This window comes from Pelosinus fermentans JBW45 (assembly GCF_000271665.2).
GTDB lineage: Bacteria > Bacillota > Negativicutes > DSM-13327 > DSM-13327 > Pelosinus > Pelosinus baikalensis.
Window position 1 is genome coordinate 2,446,376 of the sequence record NZ_CP010978.1, and the last position, 19,149, is coordinate 2,465,524.

The 19,149-nt window shown below is 39.5% G+C and carries 20 protein-coding genes and 1 pseudogene; 14 read left to right on the forward strand and 7 right to left on the reverse strand.

Annotated elements, in window-relative coordinates; all coding sequences use genetic code 11:
- Positions 1 to 41 precede the first annotated feature (41 nt).
- Entirely contained in the window at positions 42 to 3,566 is a 3,525-nt protein-coding gene (gene nifJ, locus JBW_RS10685; protein ID WP_007952916.1) for a pyruvate:ferredoxin (flavodoxin) oxidoreductase, read from the reverse strand.
- Between the two features lie 879 nt (positions 3,567 to 4,445).
- Entirely contained in the window at positions 4,446 to 4,559 is a 114-nt protein-coding gene (locus JBW_RS26190; RefSeq protein WP_071882484.1) for an Ada metal-binding domain-containing protein, read from the reverse strand.
- A 399-nt stretch (positions 4,560 to 4,958) separates the two neighbouring features.
- On the opposite strand from JBW_RS26190, the gene JBW_RS10690 reads away from it, so the two are divergent.
- Positions 4,959 to 5,408: an OmpH family outer membrane protein gene (locus JBW_RS10690; protein ID WP_007952910.1), complete on the forward strand. Its 450-nt coding sequence runs from the start codon at positions 4,959 to 4,961 to the stop codon at positions 5,406 to 5,408.
- Between the two features lie 122 nt (positions 5,409 to 5,530).
- Here JBW_RS10690 and JBW_RS10695 read toward each other — a convergent pair whose 3' ends face one another.
- The 3 genes from JBW_RS10695 to JBW_RS10705 all read right to left on the reverse strand — a co-directional run bounded on the left by JBW_RS10695 (position 5,531) and on the right by JBW_RS10705 (position 7,863).
- On the reverse strand, positions 5,531 to 6,400 hold the full coding sequence (locus tag JBW_RS10695) for an IS3 family transposase (protein WP_082076221.1): 870 nt from the start codon (positions 6,398 to 6,400) through the stop codon (positions 5,531 to 5,533).
- A 7-nt stretch (positions 6,401 to 6,407) separates the two neighbouring features.
- A complete protein-coding gene (locus tag JBW_RS10700; RefSeq protein WP_144408435.1) occupies positions 6,408 to 7,094 on the reverse strand; it encodes a helix-turn-helix domain-containing protein in 687 nt (228 codons plus the stop codon).
- Positions 7,095 to 7,206: 112 nt separating this feature from the next.
- Positions 7,207 to 7,863 (reverse strand): carbonic anhydrase, encoded by a 657-nt coding sequence (locus tag JBW_RS10705; protein ID WP_007952905.1) that lies wholly within the window; start codon positions 7,861 to 7,863, stop codon positions 7,207 to 7,209.
- Positions 7,864 to 7,994: 131 nt separating this feature from the next.
- Here JBW_RS10705 and JBW_RS26195 point away from each other — a divergent pair.
- Positions 7,995 to 8,180, forward strand: a pseudogene (locus tag JBW_RS26195) (DUF3732 domain-containing protein).
- A gap of 306 nt (positions 8,181 to 8,486) precedes the next feature.
- On the opposite strand, the gene JBW_RS25665 reads toward JBW_RS26195, so the two are convergent.
- Positions 8,487 to 8,795: a hypothetical protein gene (locus JBW_RS25665; protein WP_235334183.1), complete on the reverse strand. Its 309-nt coding sequence runs from the start codon at positions 8,793 to 8,795 to the stop codon at positions 8,487 to 8,489.
- Positions 8,796 to 8,879: 84 nt separating this feature from the next.
- On the opposite strand from JBW_RS25665, the gene JBW_RS25955 reads away from it, so the two are divergent.
- The 8 genes from JBW_RS25955 to JBW_RS24975 all read left to right on the forward strand — a co-directional run bounded on the left by JBW_RS25955 (position 8,880) and on the right by JBW_RS24975 (position 13,960).
- Positions 8,880 to 9,011, forward strand: coding sequence for a hypothetical protein (locus JBW_RS25955; protein ID WP_268747879.1), 132 nt, complete (start codon positions 8,880 to 8,882; stop codon positions 9,009 to 9,011).
- Between the two features lie 216 nt (positions 9,012 to 9,227).
- Positions 9,228 to 9,869 (forward strand): cyclase family protein, encoded by a 642-nt coding sequence (locus tag JBW_RS10715; protein WP_007952903.1) that lies wholly within the window; start codon positions 9,228 to 9,230, stop codon positions 9,867 to 9,869.
- 228 nt (positions 9,870 to 10,097) lie between these two features.
- Positions 10,098 to 10,223, forward strand: a complete 126-nt coding sequence (locus tag JBW_RS25960) for a hypothetical protein (protein ID WP_268747880.1) — start codon at positions 10,098 to 10,100, stop codon at positions 10,221 to 10,223.
- Positions 10,224 to 10,229: 6 nt separating this feature from the next.
- Positions 10,230 to 10,547 carry a hypothetical protein gene (locus tag JBW_RS10720; protein ID WP_052697327.1) on the forward strand — a complete coding sequence of 106 codons (318 nt, stop codon included), beginning with the start codon at positions 10,230 to 10,232 and terminating at the stop codon, positions 10,545 to 10,547.
- A gap of 387 nt (positions 10,548 to 10,934) precedes the next feature.
- Positions 10,935 to 11,114 carry a hypothetical protein gene (locus JBW_RS24695; protein WP_007952902.1) on the forward strand — a complete coding sequence of 60 codons (180 nt, stop codon included), beginning with the start codon at positions 10,935 to 10,937 and terminating at the stop codon, positions 11,112 to 11,114.
- A 568-nt stretch (positions 11,115 to 11,682) separates the two neighbouring features.
- Positions 11,683 to 11,805 (forward strand): hypothetical protein, encoded by a 123-nt coding sequence (locus JBW_RS25965; RefSeq protein ID WP_007952900.1) that lies wholly within the window; start codon positions 11,683 to 11,685, stop codon positions 11,803 to 11,805.
- A 617-nt stretch (positions 11,806 to 12,422) separates the two neighbouring features.
- On the forward strand, positions 12,423 to 13,247 hold the full coding sequence (locus JBW_RS10725; RefSeq protein ID WP_007952898.1) for a DUF2935 domain-containing protein: 825 nt from the start codon (positions 12,423 to 12,425) through the stop codon (positions 13,245 to 13,247).
- Between the two features lie 575 nt (positions 13,248 to 13,822).
- Positions 13,823 to 13,960, forward strand: a complete 138-nt coding sequence (locus JBW_RS24975; RefSeq protein ID WP_007952894.1) for a hypothetical protein — start codon at positions 13,823 to 13,825, stop codon at positions 13,958 to 13,960.
- Positions 13,961 to 14,128: 168 nt separating this feature from the next.
- On the opposite strand, the gene JBW_RS10730 is transcribed toward JBW_RS24975, so the two are convergent.
- Positions 14,129 to 15,673: an IS1182 family transposase gene (locus JBW_RS10730; protein WP_144408417.1), complete on the reverse strand. Its 1,545-nt coding sequence runs from the start codon at positions 15,671 to 15,673 to the stop codon at positions 14,129 to 14,131.
- Positions 15,674 to 16,288: 615 nt separating this feature from the next.
- On the opposite strand from JBW_RS10730, the gene JBW_RS10735 reads away from it, so the two are divergent.
- The 4 genes from JBW_RS10735 (at position 16,289) to JBW_RS10750 (ending at position 18,956) form a co-directional block, all read left to right on the forward strand.
- Positions 16,289 to 16,546 (forward strand): hypothetical protein, encoded by a 258-nt coding sequence (locus JBW_RS10735; protein WP_036680572.1) that lies wholly within the window; start codon positions 16,289 to 16,291, stop codon positions 16,544 to 16,546.
- Position 16,547: 1 nt separating this feature from the next.
- Positions 16,548 to 16,829 (forward strand): hypothetical protein, encoded by a 282-nt coding sequence (locus JBW_RS10740; protein ID WP_007954596.1) that lies wholly within the window; start codon positions 16,548 to 16,550, stop codon positions 16,827 to 16,829.
- Between the two features lie 124 nt (positions 16,830 to 16,953).
- A complete protein-coding gene (locus tag JBW_RS24430; RefSeq protein ID WP_007954597.1) occupies positions 16,954 to 17,163 on the forward strand; it encodes a hypothetical protein in 210 nt (69 codons plus the stop codon).
- Positions 17,164 to 18,608: 1,445 nt separating this feature from the next.
- The gene (locus JBW_RS10750) at positions 18,609 to 18,956 is read left to right on the forward strand and encodes a terminase small subunit (protein ID WP_007954599.1); all 348 of its coding nucleotides are present in this window, start codon (positions 18,609 to 18,611) and stop codon (positions 18,954 to 18,956) included.
- Positions 18,957 to 19,149: the final 193 nt, after the last annotated feature.

The following is a 19,149-nucleotide window of genomic DNA, read 5'->3' on the forward strand; positions in this document are numbered from 1 at the left end:
AAAAGCAGGGGTGCCTCACATCTGAGACACCCCTGCTTTTTTTAATATTGCATTTCTGCGAGACGCTTTAAGGTACGATATTTTTCTTGGGCATGTTTTTCTGCAGTTGCAAACATCCCATCCGCAATTTCCGGGAAGGTCGTCTTGAGTGAGGAGTAACGAATTTCGCCCTTTAAGAAATCTTGGAAGGAGGCTGTTGGTTCCTTGGAATCGAGTACAAAAGGATTCTTACCTTCATCTTTAAGACGAGGATCGTGACGCCAGAGATGCCAATATCCCGCTTCAACGGCCTTTTTCATCTCATAAATACTCGTGCCCATACCGGTTTTAATCCCATGGTTTACGCAAGAAGCATAGGCAATAATGAGGGACGGCCCTTTGTAGCTTTCCGCTTCGGTAATTGCTTTAAGGGTTTGATTCATATTGGCCCCCATGGCGATTTGGGCGACATAAACATAGCCATATGTTGTAGCCATAAGCCCGAGATCTTTTTTGCGAATTTTCTTCCCGGCCGCCGCGAATTTTGCAATAGCTGCTGTCGGCGTAGCCTTTGAGGCTTGACCGCCTGTGTTAGAATAAACCTCTGTATCCATAATGAAAATGTTTACATCATCTCCGCTGGCGATAACATGATCCAATCCGTTATAACCAATGTCGTAAGCAAAGCCATCCCCGCCAAGAATCCAGACCGAAGGTTTCACGAGATAATCTTTTCGGGCCATAATTTCTGACAAAATCGGGTTGCCGGACACGGTTTCCTTTTTCAACGCTTCAATTACGCGGTCTGCAGCTTTTCTAGACCCCGCACCATTGTCCATATTGTCAAGCCATTCCTGGAAGGAATGCTTCAAGTTTTCGTTGATCGAACTTTTTAAGCCTTGTTGCATGAGATCGGCAATTTTCTCGCGAATTTGTTTTGAGCCGAGATACATACCGTAGCCGAATTCGGCATTATCTTCGAAGAGAGGATTCATCCAGGCCGGTCCTTTTCCGTCGGCATTCGTTGTATAAGGAATGGAGGGAGAACTGCCGCCCCAGATGGAAGAACAGCCTGTAGCGTTGGCGATCAGCATACGATCGCCATATAATTGTGTGAGAAGTCTGATATAGGGAGTCTCACCGCAGCCGGGACAAGCTCCGTTAAATTCAAGGAGTGGCCGAGCAAGCTGGCTGCCAAAAAGAGTATTTTTATCCATTAAATCCGATTTTTCCGTTACCCTCATAGCATATTCCCAGTTTTCCGACTCCATCTCAATTTCATGGTCAGCCGGCTTCATAATAAGCGCTTTTCCCGGTGCCGGACATATATCGGCACAGTTGCCGCATCCGGTACAATCAAGGGGAGCAACTTGAATACGGTAATGATATCCTGCCAGTTTTTTGTTTTTGGGTTCCTTTGTCTTAAAAGTATCAGGAGCTTTTTCTCGTTCTTCATCATTTAAGAGGAAAGCTCGAACGGTCGCATGGGGGCATACATAGGCACATTGGTTACACTGAATACATTTATCAATTTGCCATTCAGGAAGATAAACGGCAATTCCTCTTTTTTCGTATTTTGTTGTACCAAGGGGATGCGTTCCGTCCTCCATGCCAACAAAGGCGCTGACTGGAAGGTCATCCCCTTCATGGCTAGCCATGGGACGTTGAATGTTTTTAACGAAATCAGGTTCGTCTTTTACAGGTAAATCTTCATCTTTAGCATCAGCCCAGGAGGTAGGAACTTTAACCTGGTGCAATCCATCAACGCCACGGTCGACAGCCTTTTGGTTCATTTCAACAATATTAGCGCCTTTTTTGCCGTACATTTTTTCGATGGAATCCTTTAGGTACTTAATGGATTCTTCGACGGGTATGACGTTCGCTAATTTAAAGAAAGCTGCCTGCATGACCATATTAATGCGTCCGCCCAGGCCGATGCTTTCGGCAATGGATATGGCATCTATGGTATAGAATTTGATATTGTTTTTCGCGATATAGCGTTTGAAGAGGGCTGGTATATGTTCTTCCAGTTCTTCTGGCCCCCAAGGGCAGTTAAGGACAAAACTACCATTCTTTTTGAGTCCTTTGAGTAGGTGATAATGATAAATGAATGACCGGTTGTGGCAGGCAATATAGTCGGCATCGGATACTAAATAGGAGGATTTGATTGGTTTTTTGCCAAAGCGTAAATGAGATATTGTTGTACCACCGGATTTTTTACTGTCGTATTCAAAGTATCCCTGTGCATAGAGGGCGGTATTGTCACCGATAATTTTGATCGCTGTTTTATTGGCGCCAACAGTACCATCAGACCCAAGACCCCAGAATTTACAACTAATCGTGCCTTCTGGCGTAGTATCTACCGACTCTTTTATCGGTAGTGAGGTGTGGGTGACATCGTCAACAATTCCTACTGTGAAGTGATCTTTAGGCTGGCTTTGTTTCAGATTCTCATAAACAGCGAGGATGTGACTGGGTGTGGTATCTTTCGATCCAAGGCCGTATCTCCCGCCAACTACCACTGGTTTTACAGTCTCATGATTAAACATCTGGAGCAAATCAAGATAGAGCGGTTCACCAGTTGCTCCAGGTTCTTTGGTGCGGTCCAAAACAGCAATCTTCTTCACAGACTTAGGCAAAACCGCAAAGAAATATTTCTTAGAAAACGGACGGTATAAGTGAACTTTGAGCAGTCCAACTTTTTCGCCTTTTGCCTGCAGGTAATCGATAGTTTCTTCCGTTGTGTTGCAAACTGAACCCATGGCCACGATTATGTTCTCGGCTTCAGGATCCCCGTAGTACTCGAAGGGGTGGTATTCACGCCCAGTAATTTTCTTAAATTCTTGGAAGTAGTTTTCCACAATATCAGGAATCGCTTCGATAAAAGGATTAGAAGCCTCGCGATTTTGGAAATAAATATCAGGGTTTTCAGCAGTGCCCCTTAATACGGGGTGCTCGGGATTCAAGGCCCGGTTTCTAAATTCTTCAATTGCTTTATGATCGACAAGTTTCGCAATCGCGTCAGCGGGTGTGACTTCAATTTTCTGGATTTCATGAGATGTTCTAAATCCGTCAAAGAAATGTAAGAACGGTACCCTGGACTTGATTGCGGAAAGATGCGCAATATAACCAAGATCCATAGCTTCTTGAACATCGTTAGAGCAAAGTAAGGTAAAACCGGTTTGCCGGCAGGCGTTAATATCTTGGTGATCGCCGAAAATTGACAAAGCATGCGATGCTAGGGCACGGGCGGTTACATGAAAAACTGCCGGTACCAAATTACCCGCCATTTTATACATTTCAGGAACCATCAAGAGTAACCCTTGGGAAGACGTATACGTTGTTGTGAGAGCTCCTGCCTGAAGTGAGCCATGAACTGCTGCTGAGGCACCTGACTCAGATTGCATCTCTACGACTTTTACAGGTTGGTCAAACAAGTTCTTTTTGCCGTGAGCTGATGCTTCATCAACCCCTTCGGCCATCGGTGATGAGGGTGTAATCGGAAAAATGATTGCAACCTCAGTAAGGGCGTAAGAGGCTTCAGCAGCCGCTTGATTGCCATCCATTGTTTTCATTTTTTTTGCCATACTAGAGCCACCTTTGTTACAAGAATATTTCCTGTTTAGTATTTGAAGTTTACGGGTCTTCATACATATGATTTGTACTCAGACGGTAATTGTGAAATCTTAAATAATTTTATATAGGTGAGATATTGAATGCCCCATTTATAGGGCTCTTCGTCCTATCAAGAATCGGATAAGCTTAACGGCTGAAAACCAGCCAAGTAGCTAATGATACAAGCAACCAGAAAGATTACGTCTTATCTGCTTTGCCTTTATCCGATGACTAAGGTGCTCATATGATATAATAACGAAAATAACAACCAAAATAGAAACAAAAACGAGAATAAAAGGTCAAATTTCTTGTAAGGGTTACTATAATATGCTATTTCATTTAAATGAACTTATGGATACAATAATAAGGTGATCTTGTGGAGAATATTTGGTAATGATAAGATATTAACTTTGATAGACAGCTAAACAACTAGAAAGAATGCGAAAAACTAGCCCCCCAAGGGGGCTAGAAAGAAGTTACTAGACGATGAGAAATCGTCAACGTCAATAGTAATATGCTCGATAAGTAAGGTTTAGATACATTAGAGCGTAAAAGTAATGGAGTTAGGTGACGGTTCGAAACCATTGAAAAAGTCACTCTTTTTTTCAAAATCCTTCATTGTGCTGGATAATTTGACTCTCAAAATTGAGTTTTGAGACATTTTTTCTGTCTTAAGATAGATTTACTAGCCTTGAAATAGCATTCAAAATAGTTTTTCAGTGGTTTCTGACAGTTCTTTGACTCATAATACTCGCAGTTATACCCGATACGGAGAACCGTATCACTGGTAACGGTGAAAAAGTGCAATAAAAACACAGACTATCCATTAGTGGAGTAGAACTGTGTCTTTCTTAATTATAAGCACTAAAGCCAACCGAAGGCCTACAAACCTTACAAGCCACATATCCCGCATCAACAGCCTCATCACGACTATCATAGAACACCTTATGGCCTGGCGACACCATCCTCACATAGCGTAATGAATTTTCTTATAATAGAGTGTACAACAAAGAACTTTAAATCTCCATATATAAATATAAAAGGCTAACAGATTAATCTGTTAGCTCTGTACTGATCTACGCTACAGCCAACGCTGATCATTACATACCTATGCAATCTTTCGACTACCACAAGCACTACACAACCGACACTGGCCTTTCCTCGACTGCCACAGATCTCTCCGGTCGCACTATGGCAGGAAGGGTTATATTATAGAATGGCACTGGAAAAGAATAAGTATATGTAAATATCCACCAATCTATATCTTTAGATGGATGCTTCTGTTGGTGTTTTATATTATAATAAATAGGATAATTTTAATGTATAGTTGTCCTTAAAATCAAACGAGAAAAGAGGAATAACCAATGGTAAAAATGAACAGCAAGCAACTTATGAATATCTTTCTAACAACCTTCGTACTCTTCAGTATAATCACCATTACTAATACCAGCACCACCTATGCTGCTGCATTTCCAGTTGGAATAGTGAACTATCGGCTTCTAGTCGAACAGCATCCCGATTCAGCAAAAGCCCAAACAGCGATGAACGATGCTATTGCGCAAGCAAAAACCAACTTTGACACCAAATCAGTTAACATGAACGATCAAGAAAAACAATCATACTATCAGCAACTACAACAAGGTCTTCAAATTAAGCAGCAGAATCTTTTAGAAACTATTCAAAATAAAGTAAACGATGCTGTTAAAGCCGTGGCGAAGTCTAAAGGTGTAACTATTGTCGTAGACACAGGCGCTGCAGTCTATGGCGGACAGGATATAACTGATGATGTAATGAAAAAGATCGTGGCAAAGTAAAGCGTTATCCAACTAATAAAGAGGTCAACGGACAAAAATTGAACCGCCCCCTGTCAAGTAGACAGTAGAAAAAATAAAAAGGTTATGTATCGCCAATCATGTTTTCGTGATTGGCGATATTTTTATGCAACGGATTTTGTGAGAAACACTCTGTATTCCAATGGTGTCATACATCTAAGTCGTTTCTGGTATCTGCCGTTGTTGTAATACTCTATATAATCAATAATTGCTTGCTCAAGCTCAGTGTATGACTGAAATTTCTTTAGATAATACATTTCCGATTTCAGCATTCCCCAGAAGGCTTCCATTGGTCCATTGTCTATGCAACGGGCTACTCGTGACATGCTTTGTGTCATTTGAGCATCTTCTAGTTTTTTCTTAAAAGCTTTTGATGTATATTGAAAGCCACGATCACTGTGAAAGATTGGTCTGGCATCTGGATACGCTAAATGAGCCATGTCAAAGGTCTTGAATACAAGTTCGTTATTATTCGAACATCCAAAAACAAAAGCCACAATACTTTTATCCGCCAGATCCAAAACAGCACTCAAATACGCCTTCTTGTCCAATCCGTACTTCATCTCAGTTACATCAGTAAGCCATTTTTCCCCAAATGAAACTGCATGAAATTCCCTGTTTAAAATATTTTCAGCCGTGATTTCAGGAGTAGATTTTTGATAGCTTTTTCTCTTTTTGCGACAGACAGAATACAAATGAAGAATATGCATAAGACGATAAACCCGCTTATAATTTATATGGAAAGGACTTTCTCTGTTGATCTTAATAGTCATTTGCCGATAGCCGAGAATGCCATTCTTTTCTTCATAAGCATTTTTAATAAGTGGTAACAGCATCTTGTTAAATAGCTCATTTTTGCTTTCTTTGCGGTGTAACCATTTATAATAGGAGGAACGTGCTATGCCTCCTAATGTACATAATGCTACGATGGAATAATTTTCTGCAGCATGAAGCTGCTTAATTACAGTATAGATGCTCTCATTACGGACTTGGCTTAGAACCGCCTCCTTTCGATTTCGTCGAGTTTTTTAGGAAATCATTCTCCATCTGCAGTCTTCGGTTTTGGGCTTCCAGCAAAGTATTTTTTGCATGTAATTTTTCTAGGTCAGACATTTCGTTTTCCGGTCTTCTTCTGCCGCGTTTATCCTGCAGAGATTCAACACCCTTTTGCTCATACTTATTCAACCATGAATATACTTGTTGATACGATACTTGGAATTTTTGTGCTGTCTCCATATAATTGTTCTGATGCTCAATGCAATATTTGACGATTTCGATTCGTTCATCATAAGATGTTCTTCGTCCTTTGGTCATGGTAATACGTCCTCCGGTTCCAGAAGTTTTTAGCTGTTCATGACCATTATACTTTAAAATCCATTTTTGAAGTTGCGTGCGTGAACGAATACCATATTTTTTGCAGATTCCTGACAGAGAGTCTACCCCAGATAGATAATCTTGTACAGCGACTCTCTTAAGCTCTGCTGCATATTTGCTGTTTTGAGATTTTGATAGAAGACCCGCTTCTCCAAGTGACTGATAAATACGAACCCATTGTAAAAAGGCAGTAGCATTAACATGAAGGCTTTCTGCGATATGTCTTGCAGAGTCCTCACCTGACAAGTATCTCTGAACCCAATAAATTTTTTCTGATGGAATGAGCTTTTCCATAGTTACTGAAAGCAAGTGCACCAGTGCTAGCAATAGAATAGGTAAACCTCAACCTTCGAATAAGGGTTGAGGTTTACCTATTTTTGATAATTATTACACTAGTTCCATTTGGTTACTTGATGAACTCAACCTCTCCCGATTCAAGATGATACTTGGCTCCTAGAAATTTTACACCTTCAACATGAGTGATTACATGATCGCTATTTAAAGAAGCCACCATGTTGATTATGTTAGCGTCAGTTGTGGCTTCGTATACATTATCAGAGTGCTTTGCTTTGGCTGCTGCAACAGCAGGTTGGATTTTGTCTGCAATTACTTTGATGTTGGGAGGCAATTCGCCACCATCAACCGTTGCCTTCACGGCACCACATTTTTCGTGACCTAATACAACAATTAGCTTGGCACCAAGATGCTCTACAGCATATTCGACACTTCCTAACTCAATGGCATCAAGGACGTTGCCAGCTACACGCACGACGAAGAGTTCCCCCAAACCTTGATCGAAAAGGAGTTCTGGTGCAACACGAGAGTCAGAGCAACTTACAATCACGGCAAAGGGATGCTGACCTTTGGTCAATTCGATTCGTCTGGTTTTGCCAATTTCGCGGTCAGCATACTTCTCGGAGAGGAAACGCTTATTGCCGTCAATTAACATTTTTTCCGCAACCTCAGCTGAGATGGAGGGTGCCGATGAGGAAGCTAGGACGGGAGTAATGAGAAATATAGTGATGAGAAGAGTAAATAGGATAGATAGGTACGGTTTGCGCATAGTTTCGATAACTCCTTTAGTAATATTTGGTGTTAGTGTTGCTTCGACAATTCACAAGGGCATTCCTGCCATCAAAGCGGCAATGTTCAATATAGTACTAATTAGCTGTTTGACCCAATACAACTGTTGTAGTGGATAAACCTGAACGACCGGTGCCGATACAACAGCTTTGCAGTGGATCGAACTGGGTAGGAATACACTTGATTGCCTATTTTGCTCTATAAAAGTATTATATTTCTCTAAATGGACCTGTTCCTAGCTTTTTATTTATTGACCAACCATCACAGGTGTATTTTCCATCTAAGATTGATGCATAAGACACCGATAAGAAAAAAGAAATAAATAATCTATATCAATTTATTTTTAATCGAGTTAAAGAATTAGACGGTAAAATCCAAGTCATATTGTTGATCATGCTAATTTGAATAATGAGGAGTTTCAAAAAGCCGTGATAGAGAAATGGTGGGATGGTAAGAAGTTGATTCCTAATAATTGGTATAAGTAAAGCTGAATTATGGAAAAAGATATAGATTTTTGTGTGAATATTTATGAAAATCTTCCATAAGTTTAAGCCTTCCGACATTTGTCGGAAGGCTTTGATGATTAGTATATTATGAAGTTTTTTAAGAGCTCAATAGTAATAAATTATATTTAAAAATATCATAAACTAGAGAAAGGGGGGCATGAACGTTGTTCTCCTGCCGTTGCCCTAGTTTACTACTTCCTATACCAACCAACCCCACAATTCCTTCCTCCCTAACATACCTACCAAGATCATTATCATATTCAACCCGGCAAGCTTCTTCATCAAACAGCAGCTGCCACGCAAACTCATTAGCCTCTCGTTTAAAGCGACCAGGAGAGAAGAAAGTATGTTTATCATGAAGTAGTAGCCCCAGCCTTTGTGGAATAAGGCATGCCTTTAGTGCCATGTCCATTAAAGTAACATTTATATTTAAGATTGGGTGGGGTGAGAAGTAGCATTGTAATGGCGAAAGAATTCCTGCCTGATTTTTGTGGAAATTGGGCAGGAATTCTTGTATTATATGGTAAATATAGATGATATAAAAGATGTTTATAACCTTGAATTTATGGGGAAACAACTAACTGATATAAGATATGTTATTGATTTAACCCCAACGATGTGATTGGAGTTAATTGTGATGTGTATAAAGTGAATTATTTAAGGTTAAAAGCATGTCTAACAATTTGAGAATATATGTAAATTTATTAGCTGAATGCACCAGCAACTCCCGAAACATGCTGCCATAATCAAATTAAGCTTAAATAATGTCTAATTTGCGATCATGAGGACGTTTTCAAAAAATCAACGAGAGAGCATTAATTATTATGGGAGGTTTATTATGAAAGTTACCGATTTAACACATATTATTCATTCGGATATGCCAGTTTTTCCAGGAACTGAACAGCCAATTTTTGAAAAAGCAAATACATTGGGAAATGATGGTTTTCATGAGGCGAAAATAACTATGTACTCACATACAGGTACACATATAGATGCACCTGCACATATGTTGAGTAATGGACCTTATTTAGATAATTTTAATATAGAACATTTTATTGGAGATGCTACTATTCTCGATTTTTCAGATAGAAAAATGAAATTAATAGATGTTGATAGTTTAAAGTCCTATGAGGAAAAAATAAAAAATGTTGAGTTCATTATAATAAAAACAGGATGGAGTAAATACTGGGGTGATAAAAAGTACTATGAAGATTTTCCTTCTTTGAGTGAAGAATCAGCCAAATGGTTGTCAGAATTTAATTTAAAGGGCATTGGCATTGACGCAATTTCAATTGATGATATAGAATCAACCACGTTTGCAGTTCATAAAATATTAATGCCGAAGAACATCATAATTATTGAGAATCTAACAAATTTAGATTCCATTAGCAAGGAATATTTTATTTTAAGTATTATGCCACTGAAACATAAAAATGCTGATGGTTCACCAGTACGGGCTATTTCCATAGAAAATATATAGCAAACTTAGGTCACAATATAATTGGCAGGGCTTTTTGATGCAGAAAATCAAGGTGCAATGGAATTAGGATTGATCTGTTGGTTTAATTGACTTATTTGATGTGAAATAAACTTCGTCGTTATACCCTGATACGCAGAACCGTATCATTTATAACGGCGAAAAATGGCATCAACCTTTACAAATTGCGGGGTTGAGGTTTTATTTTTTAGCGACTTACTAGAGTTGATAGTGGCAACTCAACTGTTAGTTGGATTTATTGGATGTATCTGCAACTGCTGTTTGGTGGATTTTATCATCAAGCGAAGATACAATGATATTGTCAGTACTGATATTATTGAAGAGGAAGATTACTAATGCTTAATGACAACGAGATTGGGTAACGCATTGCCCTGTTACGGAAAGAAAGAGGATATCGCAGGAACAAATCAGCCTCATTTTGAATGTTACCCCGCTTTGCCAGATACATCTTTGATTAACGCTCACTTGATCTTTGTTGAAAAAACGTTCATCAAGGCTGCGCCAGACTGGGAAAAAAATGAATTTTTCTATATATCTGGTGATTTGGCTAGGTATTATGATTGGGAAATTATTCAGTGTGAGGAACGGATTATAGACTGCAATTCGGCAGGTATACCACATCAACATGTGGTGAATTACATAATCGCTAGAAAAAATTAGAAAGTGATAATGAGGATTTCGAAAAAAAGCTAACAAAAATACCCGTTAGCTTTTAGAAAGAGCCCATAATCAATCTACACTACGGCTAATACCGAGCATTCACAACCGACACTGACCTTTGCTCAACTGCCTTATAAAACAATACCAAGGTTGGGTTGAGGCTAGAATGACAGTTAGGTACTAGATAGATGTTTAAGATTAATCGAGGAGAACCGTATCATTTATAATGCCTAAAAACCTCTGATAAAATATTGTATAAATTTGGCGGATCAGCGGAAGAAGATATAGACCTGAACTGCGAAGAGGATGGTCTACCTGTCACCCTAGTGCTCAATAGTGGTTTGAAAATTATAATGCACTTATCCAAGGAATATGACGGAATGCCTCATGGAAGAACTTAAGCGTCCAAGTCGATTTTCGCGGAGTATATGTGCCAAGTTTGTCGAGGGTGAATTCGTAGCAATTGATATGCAGGAGGTTGTGGCTATGAGTGTGTCTGGTCTAGCAGATATTGAATGGGGAAAGCCGAGAGTATTGCAAACTCAAAGTGCTTTCACTAGCGAATAGGAACGCTATCGTATTGAATGTGCCAATAAGACATAAGATATACGCGGAAGGAGTAAGCATGGCTAAATTTTAATCAATCTGAGTCCTTCCTCACTGACATAACTCTATTATGCATACCTAGGTATAATGATAAGCGTGGTTTGATTGCTACTGGTAGTGGACGTTCACATGTTTTGAAGCAACCTGACTTTGTTCTATGCTAGTAAACCAGTAGAGAAGTCCTCTGGCCACAGTTCCAACTAAGAAGAAAAGCAAAAAGTGAAAGAACCAGTTCCATTTATATAGTTGGAAAATACCTAGTAGGGAATATAAAGGCAAGATACCAAAAACTATAACTGCACAACCGATACCATTCCATAGAAAGAAATTTTTCCATGAAGAAGTATATTGGAATACTAGCATATACATTATTGGTCCCAAGAAATCCAATGTTGGTAAGATACGCTTGCCGACAGTCTTCCAACCTCATAAATATCATACGGCATATAAATCAACCCCATCAAAATTACTTATGTTTAAGTGTTGGTTTATTTCACGATAACTATTCAATAAAATGGAGGCTGACAGTATGAAAGCAATAACGATTCTGCAGCCGTGGGCGAGTTTATTCGCCTGCGGTGCAAAACAGATAGAGACCGCGAATGTGGACCCAAAGTTAAGTATTGGGAAAAGAAAGAAGGGTATAGTATAAAAAAGGATCAGCGTATGCTGATCTCAGGTAGGAGGATGGTAGGGATGATTAGTACTTTTCGATCCAAAATTATTATTAGTTTTTTTATTGTTGTGTCCTTTAGCCTTCTTCAAACTAAAAGCATCGTTAGCCTTATTTACTTTTTTCTGCCCCACAAGTATCACCTCTAAATTATTATTTATAGATGTGCTAAATTAAAATCAAGAAGGATGATATATATTATCTAACGTCAAAATAACATATATCATCCTAGCTCATATAGACTAGATGTTAAGATTATATAAGGTTTACTGTGAAACTTCTGGAAAGGCTGAGGATGAGCGGAGGTATCGCATTTTATAGGTAGTTTATCTCGATGGCGAAAAAATATCGAGCATATGTGAGCGTGAAGGAATTGATGAAAGCACTTACTATCGTGACGTGCGAAAAGCTAAGTGCTTTAATATTCGGCATTGACGGCATTTCCTAGATGAGAAAAACATGACAGTGACATGCGAGTTTTATCGAACCTCTTACAAGTGTAGGTGGGTTTTTATATTAATGTTATTATAATTTTGGCTCAATATTGCTGCTTTTTACATATTGTATAGTAAATATGTAAAAAAGGAGAATTCAGTGTGGATATATTTTGTTGTGAAGTAAAACCTTATGAGTGCTTGAATATGAAGCGCGTTCAATTCTGGCTTAGAATTATGAAAGAACATTCTTTATTTATGAAACTTGGTTTTGCCTGCTCCGATGTTGAACTTATACGACAAGCGGAAGAATTTTATAATGTTTTTGAAGGTTTTGAAAAACAATCATGTAAGATAAAGCGTGATGAAGAATTTATGAATTTTGTCTGTAGGATTATGGTTGCAGTTAAAAATATCTTTTCTTTTAAACGTCATGTATTGCATCTAATTATTGAGTGTGAAATTGGAGGCTACAATTATCCCTTATTAATAGATCATATTTCACGCGAAGCTATGTATTTTTTGAAGCTTCTACAAAAAATACAAGACGGTGAAATGGATAGCCCAGTTGATTCTATTGTTAGTGACAATGTTTTTTGGCTTAGACATATGGCTGATCATGCAAGGTTTATTGCTGGTTTACTTGATCCATCCGAACGAGGTTTGGTTGAGCAGGCTAATGCCTTTGCGGTTCAATTTGAACAGTTGCAGCTTCAGGCTCGCGATCTAGATAGTATGTTATGGCAATTCCGTCCCAATAATGATCTTATTAGATTTGAGATGGATGCAACTAAAGCAACGATTCAAATTCGCGATTTTAAAAAAGCAGCTCGAGATTTAATTTCATCTTGTAAAATAGTCTCCTTGATCCCTCCATTATTAGCTGATCATGTTTTGCGTGAAGCTGAATATTTTTTAGAAGTTCTTGAACAAATAAAAGATGAAATTCATAATATTGATGAACCAATAATTATGTGTGATTATTAGTGTATAATAGAGATTTTAGAGCGTCCTATGGGCCGCTTTAATAATAAAAAAATAAACCACGTCTTGGTGGAAACGTGGTTTACAAGAGGAAACGGTTTGGCGGATTAGTTTAGAAAAATTAACAACCAGAGGAACAATCGTTATTATCGAAGCAGAAAAACAACAAGATAATAATTATAATAATAATGCAGCCGGAACCGCCGAAGCCATTGCGACCGCCTCCAAAACCTAAACCCATAAGTATTCCTCCTTTATCGTCAATTAATATATTGTATGATAGCTAAACAGAAGAGGTGAGTATCATGTAAAGATAAACGGTCGTCGGATGAAATATAGATTGGTAGCTGTTGCTAATTTTACGTAGGAATTACCTTTGGAATACCTTTATAATTCGCGTCACAGTTCACTTAATACAGGCTATATGTAAAGATAGGACTGTTTTGAGGCGTAATTCTAAGAAGTCAAATAAAAATTAGCATTAAGCAGGCCACAAGTATACATTGCAAACCCCTTGACTTTAAAGGCGTAGTAAGTGATTAATGTAACAACGCTAAACGAAAAGGGGGATAATGCAGATGGATAGAAGAGTTAAAGATTTAATGGGATATATGATGTATGACATCTTCGATAGTATAAATAATGCTGATATTATAACTAAAGACGGTGGATTTATTGTGAAGCTTCCCGATGGTAGTGAATATCTTTTAGGTTAGGGCGTGTCGCAAAACGTTTTTTGAAAAAACGCAATGCGACACGCCTTTTTTGAGCAAAAAGGAAGGAAAAACAGTAGGAAGAATGAAAAAAAGGAGACAAGAGCCAGTTTATGGACACAACAAAATAGAGGAAGCCTCTTCCCCTAAGAAAAACTCGATATGAATTGGTCAGGATGCTTTTGGAATATGCAAGTAGGTCCCACACCGGTCGCTTTGGATTTTGTTATGGAGCTTGTTTACGTTATACCCCATGCATAGTAATAGAAACTCGGTTTGCACCTTTACGCGGCCCCTCATCAGAAATCGCCGAAATCCCATGTCCTGTTTGAGCACCCCGAAAGCTCCCTCCACCTGAATGGAGCGGTTCATCCGAAGCATAACACCCTCCTCACCCTTGATACGTGCCTGCATTTCTTCACGTTGACGCAAAAAGGTTTTGGATACATACAGGTTCTTGCTTCGTTCTTCGAGGGGAGTCTTGCTCGCTCCCTTGATGCATTGGGCCTTATGCGGACAGCCGGCACAATCTGGACAGGTGTATACGGTTGTCACGATGGGATATCCGGCCTTAGATCGGGTCTTTTTTTCATAAGCTGCCTGGATCGGGCGCCCCATGTGACATAGGTAGCTATCGGTCTTTGCATTGTAGTGCATGTTCTCTCGCTTGCCGATGTCTGCCCTATATTTCTTCGTCTTGGCCTTCTCATAATTCGCGGGCTTTATAAATGCGATTTGGTTGTTTTGCTCGCACCATGTGTAATTTTCCTCACTCTCAAAGCCCGCATCCGCTACGGGTTTTGTATACCCCAGTCCCTTGAGCGTCTCCAACATCGGGATCAACATTTGGCTGTCGCTTCGGTCCTGACCGATCATTGTGGATACTATATATTCCGCGTCCACCGCCAGTATCGCGTTGTAGCCCGGTTTAAGCTGACCATTTTTCATATGATCTTCTTTCATCCGCATGAAGGTGGCGTCTCTGTCCGTCTTGGAAAAGCTGTTGCGTTCTCCAAAGCTATGATTATAGTCATTATACTTTTTCTGCCGAGCAAGGTATTGGTCTACCGTTTGAAGCGCCCGCTGCAGCGAAGTCTTACGCTGTCCTTTGCCGTGAACAAAAACAATACGGCGTTCAGCTTGCAGTGCTTTTAGCCGTTTGCGCAGCTTTTTTAGGTCTTTGGGCTTTATCACCTGGCCGACATAAAAGCGAATCCCAAACTCCGCTGCTAGCGCCGGCAACTCTTCTTTCATCTTCTTCTGCATCTTCTCTTCATTTTTTTGCGTCGATTTCTTCCAGACAAAGCTGTATCGGTTCGCATTGGCCTCCAATTTGGTTCCGTCTATGAAAACGCTTGACAGCGACAGTTCTCCCGCATCGGTCAACAGTTGCACAAGCTGGGCAAACAGATCGTCCACGACCTCTGCCAGCCGTTCGCTGCGAAACCGTGCGATCGTCGCGTGATCTGGTGCTTTTCTCCGGCCTAGCAGATACATGAAGTTGACGTCCCGCCGGCATGCCTGCTCGAGCTTGCGGCTCGAATAGATGCCGTTCATGTATCCATATACAAGTATCTTGAACAGACATTTCGGTGACATCTCGATTCTCCCCATTCGGGAGTACGCAGCGTACAATTTGCTGTAATTCATCCTTTCTAGCACCGCGTTGAGCAACCGCACCGAATCATCTGCCGGAATCATTTCGCCAATGTCCATCGGTATTACTAGTTGATATACATTTGAGTCTACTGTATAATCTAGTTGTAATTTCTTAGATTTCACAAACTTGATTTTACAACAAAAGACGGCTTCCAGCTACTGCTGGTTGCCGTCTTTTGTTTTTTAGGGTTGTCTTAGCGCGACAGCCCCTTTACATATGTATTATGCGAGCAGCAAGCATAGGACAAAAACGTCCTGCAGAATAAGTTAGACCTTAGTAATCAAAACGCTGAGATGTCAACTTTATAAATAAGGCTCAAACAGGCCAGGTGCAACCGATTAATCATTTTGAATGTTCTTGTGGTGCTGAGTATTTATTCGAGAGCCATACCAATTGCGTGAAGAAATGCACCAGCGAGCAGCCCTATCACCCCAAAATCGAGGGAATTAAACATGGCACCAGATTTAAGAAATATCAAGAATATTGGTCGTGATTATAAAGATCATGCAGGCTATTGGTGTAATGAGAATGGCTATGCAACGTACAGAAGCAGAATATACAGTATTTAGTAGCCTGATAGGGCGGATGGTCAAGGAGTCCCTCATGCTTCTAGTGAGAGGATTGTCACTGGAGCGCTAGACGTCGTCAGAGATGGCAACAGTACTAGTGGAGTGGCATTGCAAGGGCGGGTTGAAGCAAAGAGCCGTAGAGGAAGAGGGGACTTTGAAATGAAACAGTTTATTCTTGCGTTGGTCATAGTTACAATGCAATATACAGTAAACTCTGGTGACACGCTGCAGTCTATTGTTGAGCAGTACTGCCAAGGTGATGATCCTTGGCAGGTGGCTGAATTTCGTGAGGGGATCCGGAAGCTGAATTACGATGTGATTGGTGAGGGCGAAGTTTGGACGGGGGTGGGAGTAAATTAAAATGGCTGCTCTAAAAAGAACAGCCAAACATTCTTGGGCGACTAAGTATCGGGGATTGATAGCAATTCATGCAGGAAAGCAATGGCCGGATATCGTCAAAGACCAAAATAGGCAACAGCCAGAGTCAATCCATAAAGCGTTATGCTGGAAAGGTGGATTTAGTAAGTTTGCTGACTTGCCTTTAGGCTCTGTGATTGCAGTTGCAGACTTAATCGACTGCATAAAAGTCTCTGGACGAGTTTCACTAAAAATAATTGGTGAAAGACATAATATGCTGTTCTAGAAAATGGCATGAAGATTGAGGGGCATGAGTTTGACTTTGGCGATTTTACATATGGTCTTTATGCCTAGATGCTCGCTAACATTCGACAGATTGATCCAGTGCCAGCTAGGGGGAAACAACGAATTTGGGATTGGTAATAACCATGAATTCTATAATAAAAATCAGTTCTGTTGATTTTGATGGAGTAATTAATAGCTATACGATGGCAAGGTGCAAATTCATTCCTGACCCACCAGTAGAAGGCATTAAGGAAGCTATAACAGAAGTTCGTAGCACTATCGGGCGGTTGTTGTTTCTTCACGATGCTATAAGCCAGGAGGAATTGAAGCAATAAAGGCATGGCTGAAAAAATATGAGATACAAGTCGACGATGTAACGGATGAAAAACCGCCAGCAGTGGTTAGTTTTGATGTTAGGGCAATTACGTTTGATGGTAATACTACTGGACTGCTAGATAAAAGCAAGGTGTTTAAGCCTTGGAATAAACAATACACTAATAGGGCGGCATTGACCGCCCTATTAGTGTATTGATAACGTTGTGGGGGAAAGATAAGGAATTAATTAGTAAATTAGCGCAGAAGCGGCCGTAAATGCAACAATGAGTTATCTGGCACAACAGAGTCAGAAAAACATGACAGTGACATGCGAGTTAAGATGGGATAAAATGATATTAGTAAAATTTATAAATAATTACCTGAGAAGGATTTGCAGATTAATTTTCTGCCGCCTTTTCTTTTTATTTAGAGAATTATATATCCTGTAAAACAAGAGCTTGTCGATATTTGCTATAAGTTAATAATTTACTTTAACACTAAATTATGGTAAGTTAGGAGTGTAACCCTTATAAGATTATCTCTGAATTTATATTAGGAGGTGAGTGCATGGGGGAGTAGATTATGATAGGATACAACAAATACTAACAACAATCGCGACCTTCTTGGGAATACTAACAATGAGCATTGACTTTTATTCGAAAATAAGAAGTAAAAGAAGATCTACTACAAGACGGAGAACCCATATTTAGATACTAAAACCTTTGTGCTCTTTTTAGATAAAAAGACGTATGGTGAATCTGTATATGTCAATACTTAAAAAACTAGACTATTATTAAATAACGTGCATATTATTATGTTGGAGGTGTAGCTATGATCTTTTATTTAACCTTACTAAACTTAGTATTAATAGGGGTAAATACTCTAGTAACTACTTGGATCGTAAGTATGCCAAGTATTGTAGTTTCAATTATTATTATTACATTGGCTACTAAGAACTTATATAATAGGTACGTTAGTAATTAATTATGAAGATATATGTGCGCAAACATTCTAAATAGAGAGCACTGTATAGGTATCTAACCTTTAAAAGTGTGCTAGTATTATAAAAAGAAGTTTATAATTTTTTGAGGATCAATACTCTTTTTCTTATTAAGCATCCTTCGGGGTGCTTTTTATTGTATCTACTACTCATCATATAAAGGATAATATAAAAGTCTATTTGAGTAAAAAATATAAATTTCAGTTCATTAAGCATACGGCATCACTGGACAAATTTGTCTAGTTGATGCCATTTTTTATCAGCCAGGAGGTTTTACATGAAATGCTATACAGACTGCGCATATAACCAAGGTAATGAATGTACGCGCGATACATATCATACTAATTCTGCGCGTTGCAAGGATAGAACTCTCAAAAGTCCCAGGGGAAGTCCACAAGATAGCCTGTTATAAAATGAGCGCTTCGATGTCAACGATGCTATCCGAATTTGGAATGAGGTGGTGATGTGGCTCAAAAGCATGAGATTACCCAACGAGATTATATCCTTGGTATGCCATATAAAGAGATTGCTGCAAAATACGCCGTGTCGGTCGAAACCGTAAAATCTTGGAGAAAAAGGCATGGATGTTCCAGGGATAAAACAACTAAAAAAGGTGCCCCCATTGCACTTCTAAGACAGCAAAAAGGGTGCACCCCTAAAACTAAGGGTGAGCCGGAAGTTCCTGAAGAAGAATTATCAGATCAGGAACTTTTATTTTGCCACTATTATGTCGGCAGATGGAATGCAACACAGGCTGCCTTTAAAGCTGGATATGCCAGTAGAGGCAATAAAGCAAGCGCACGTTATAGGTAGTCGCCTACAAGCAAGGCCACGGGTGCAGGCGGAGTTAGACCGGCTTAAACAATTATTAACTCAAGAAGCACGTATCACAGCTTAGCATGTTCTGCAGCTATATATAAATATAGCCTGTGCAGATATTGGTGATTACGTGGAATTTGGAATGTACGAACGTCCTATGTTTGATGCTGAAGGTGTGGTAAAAGTT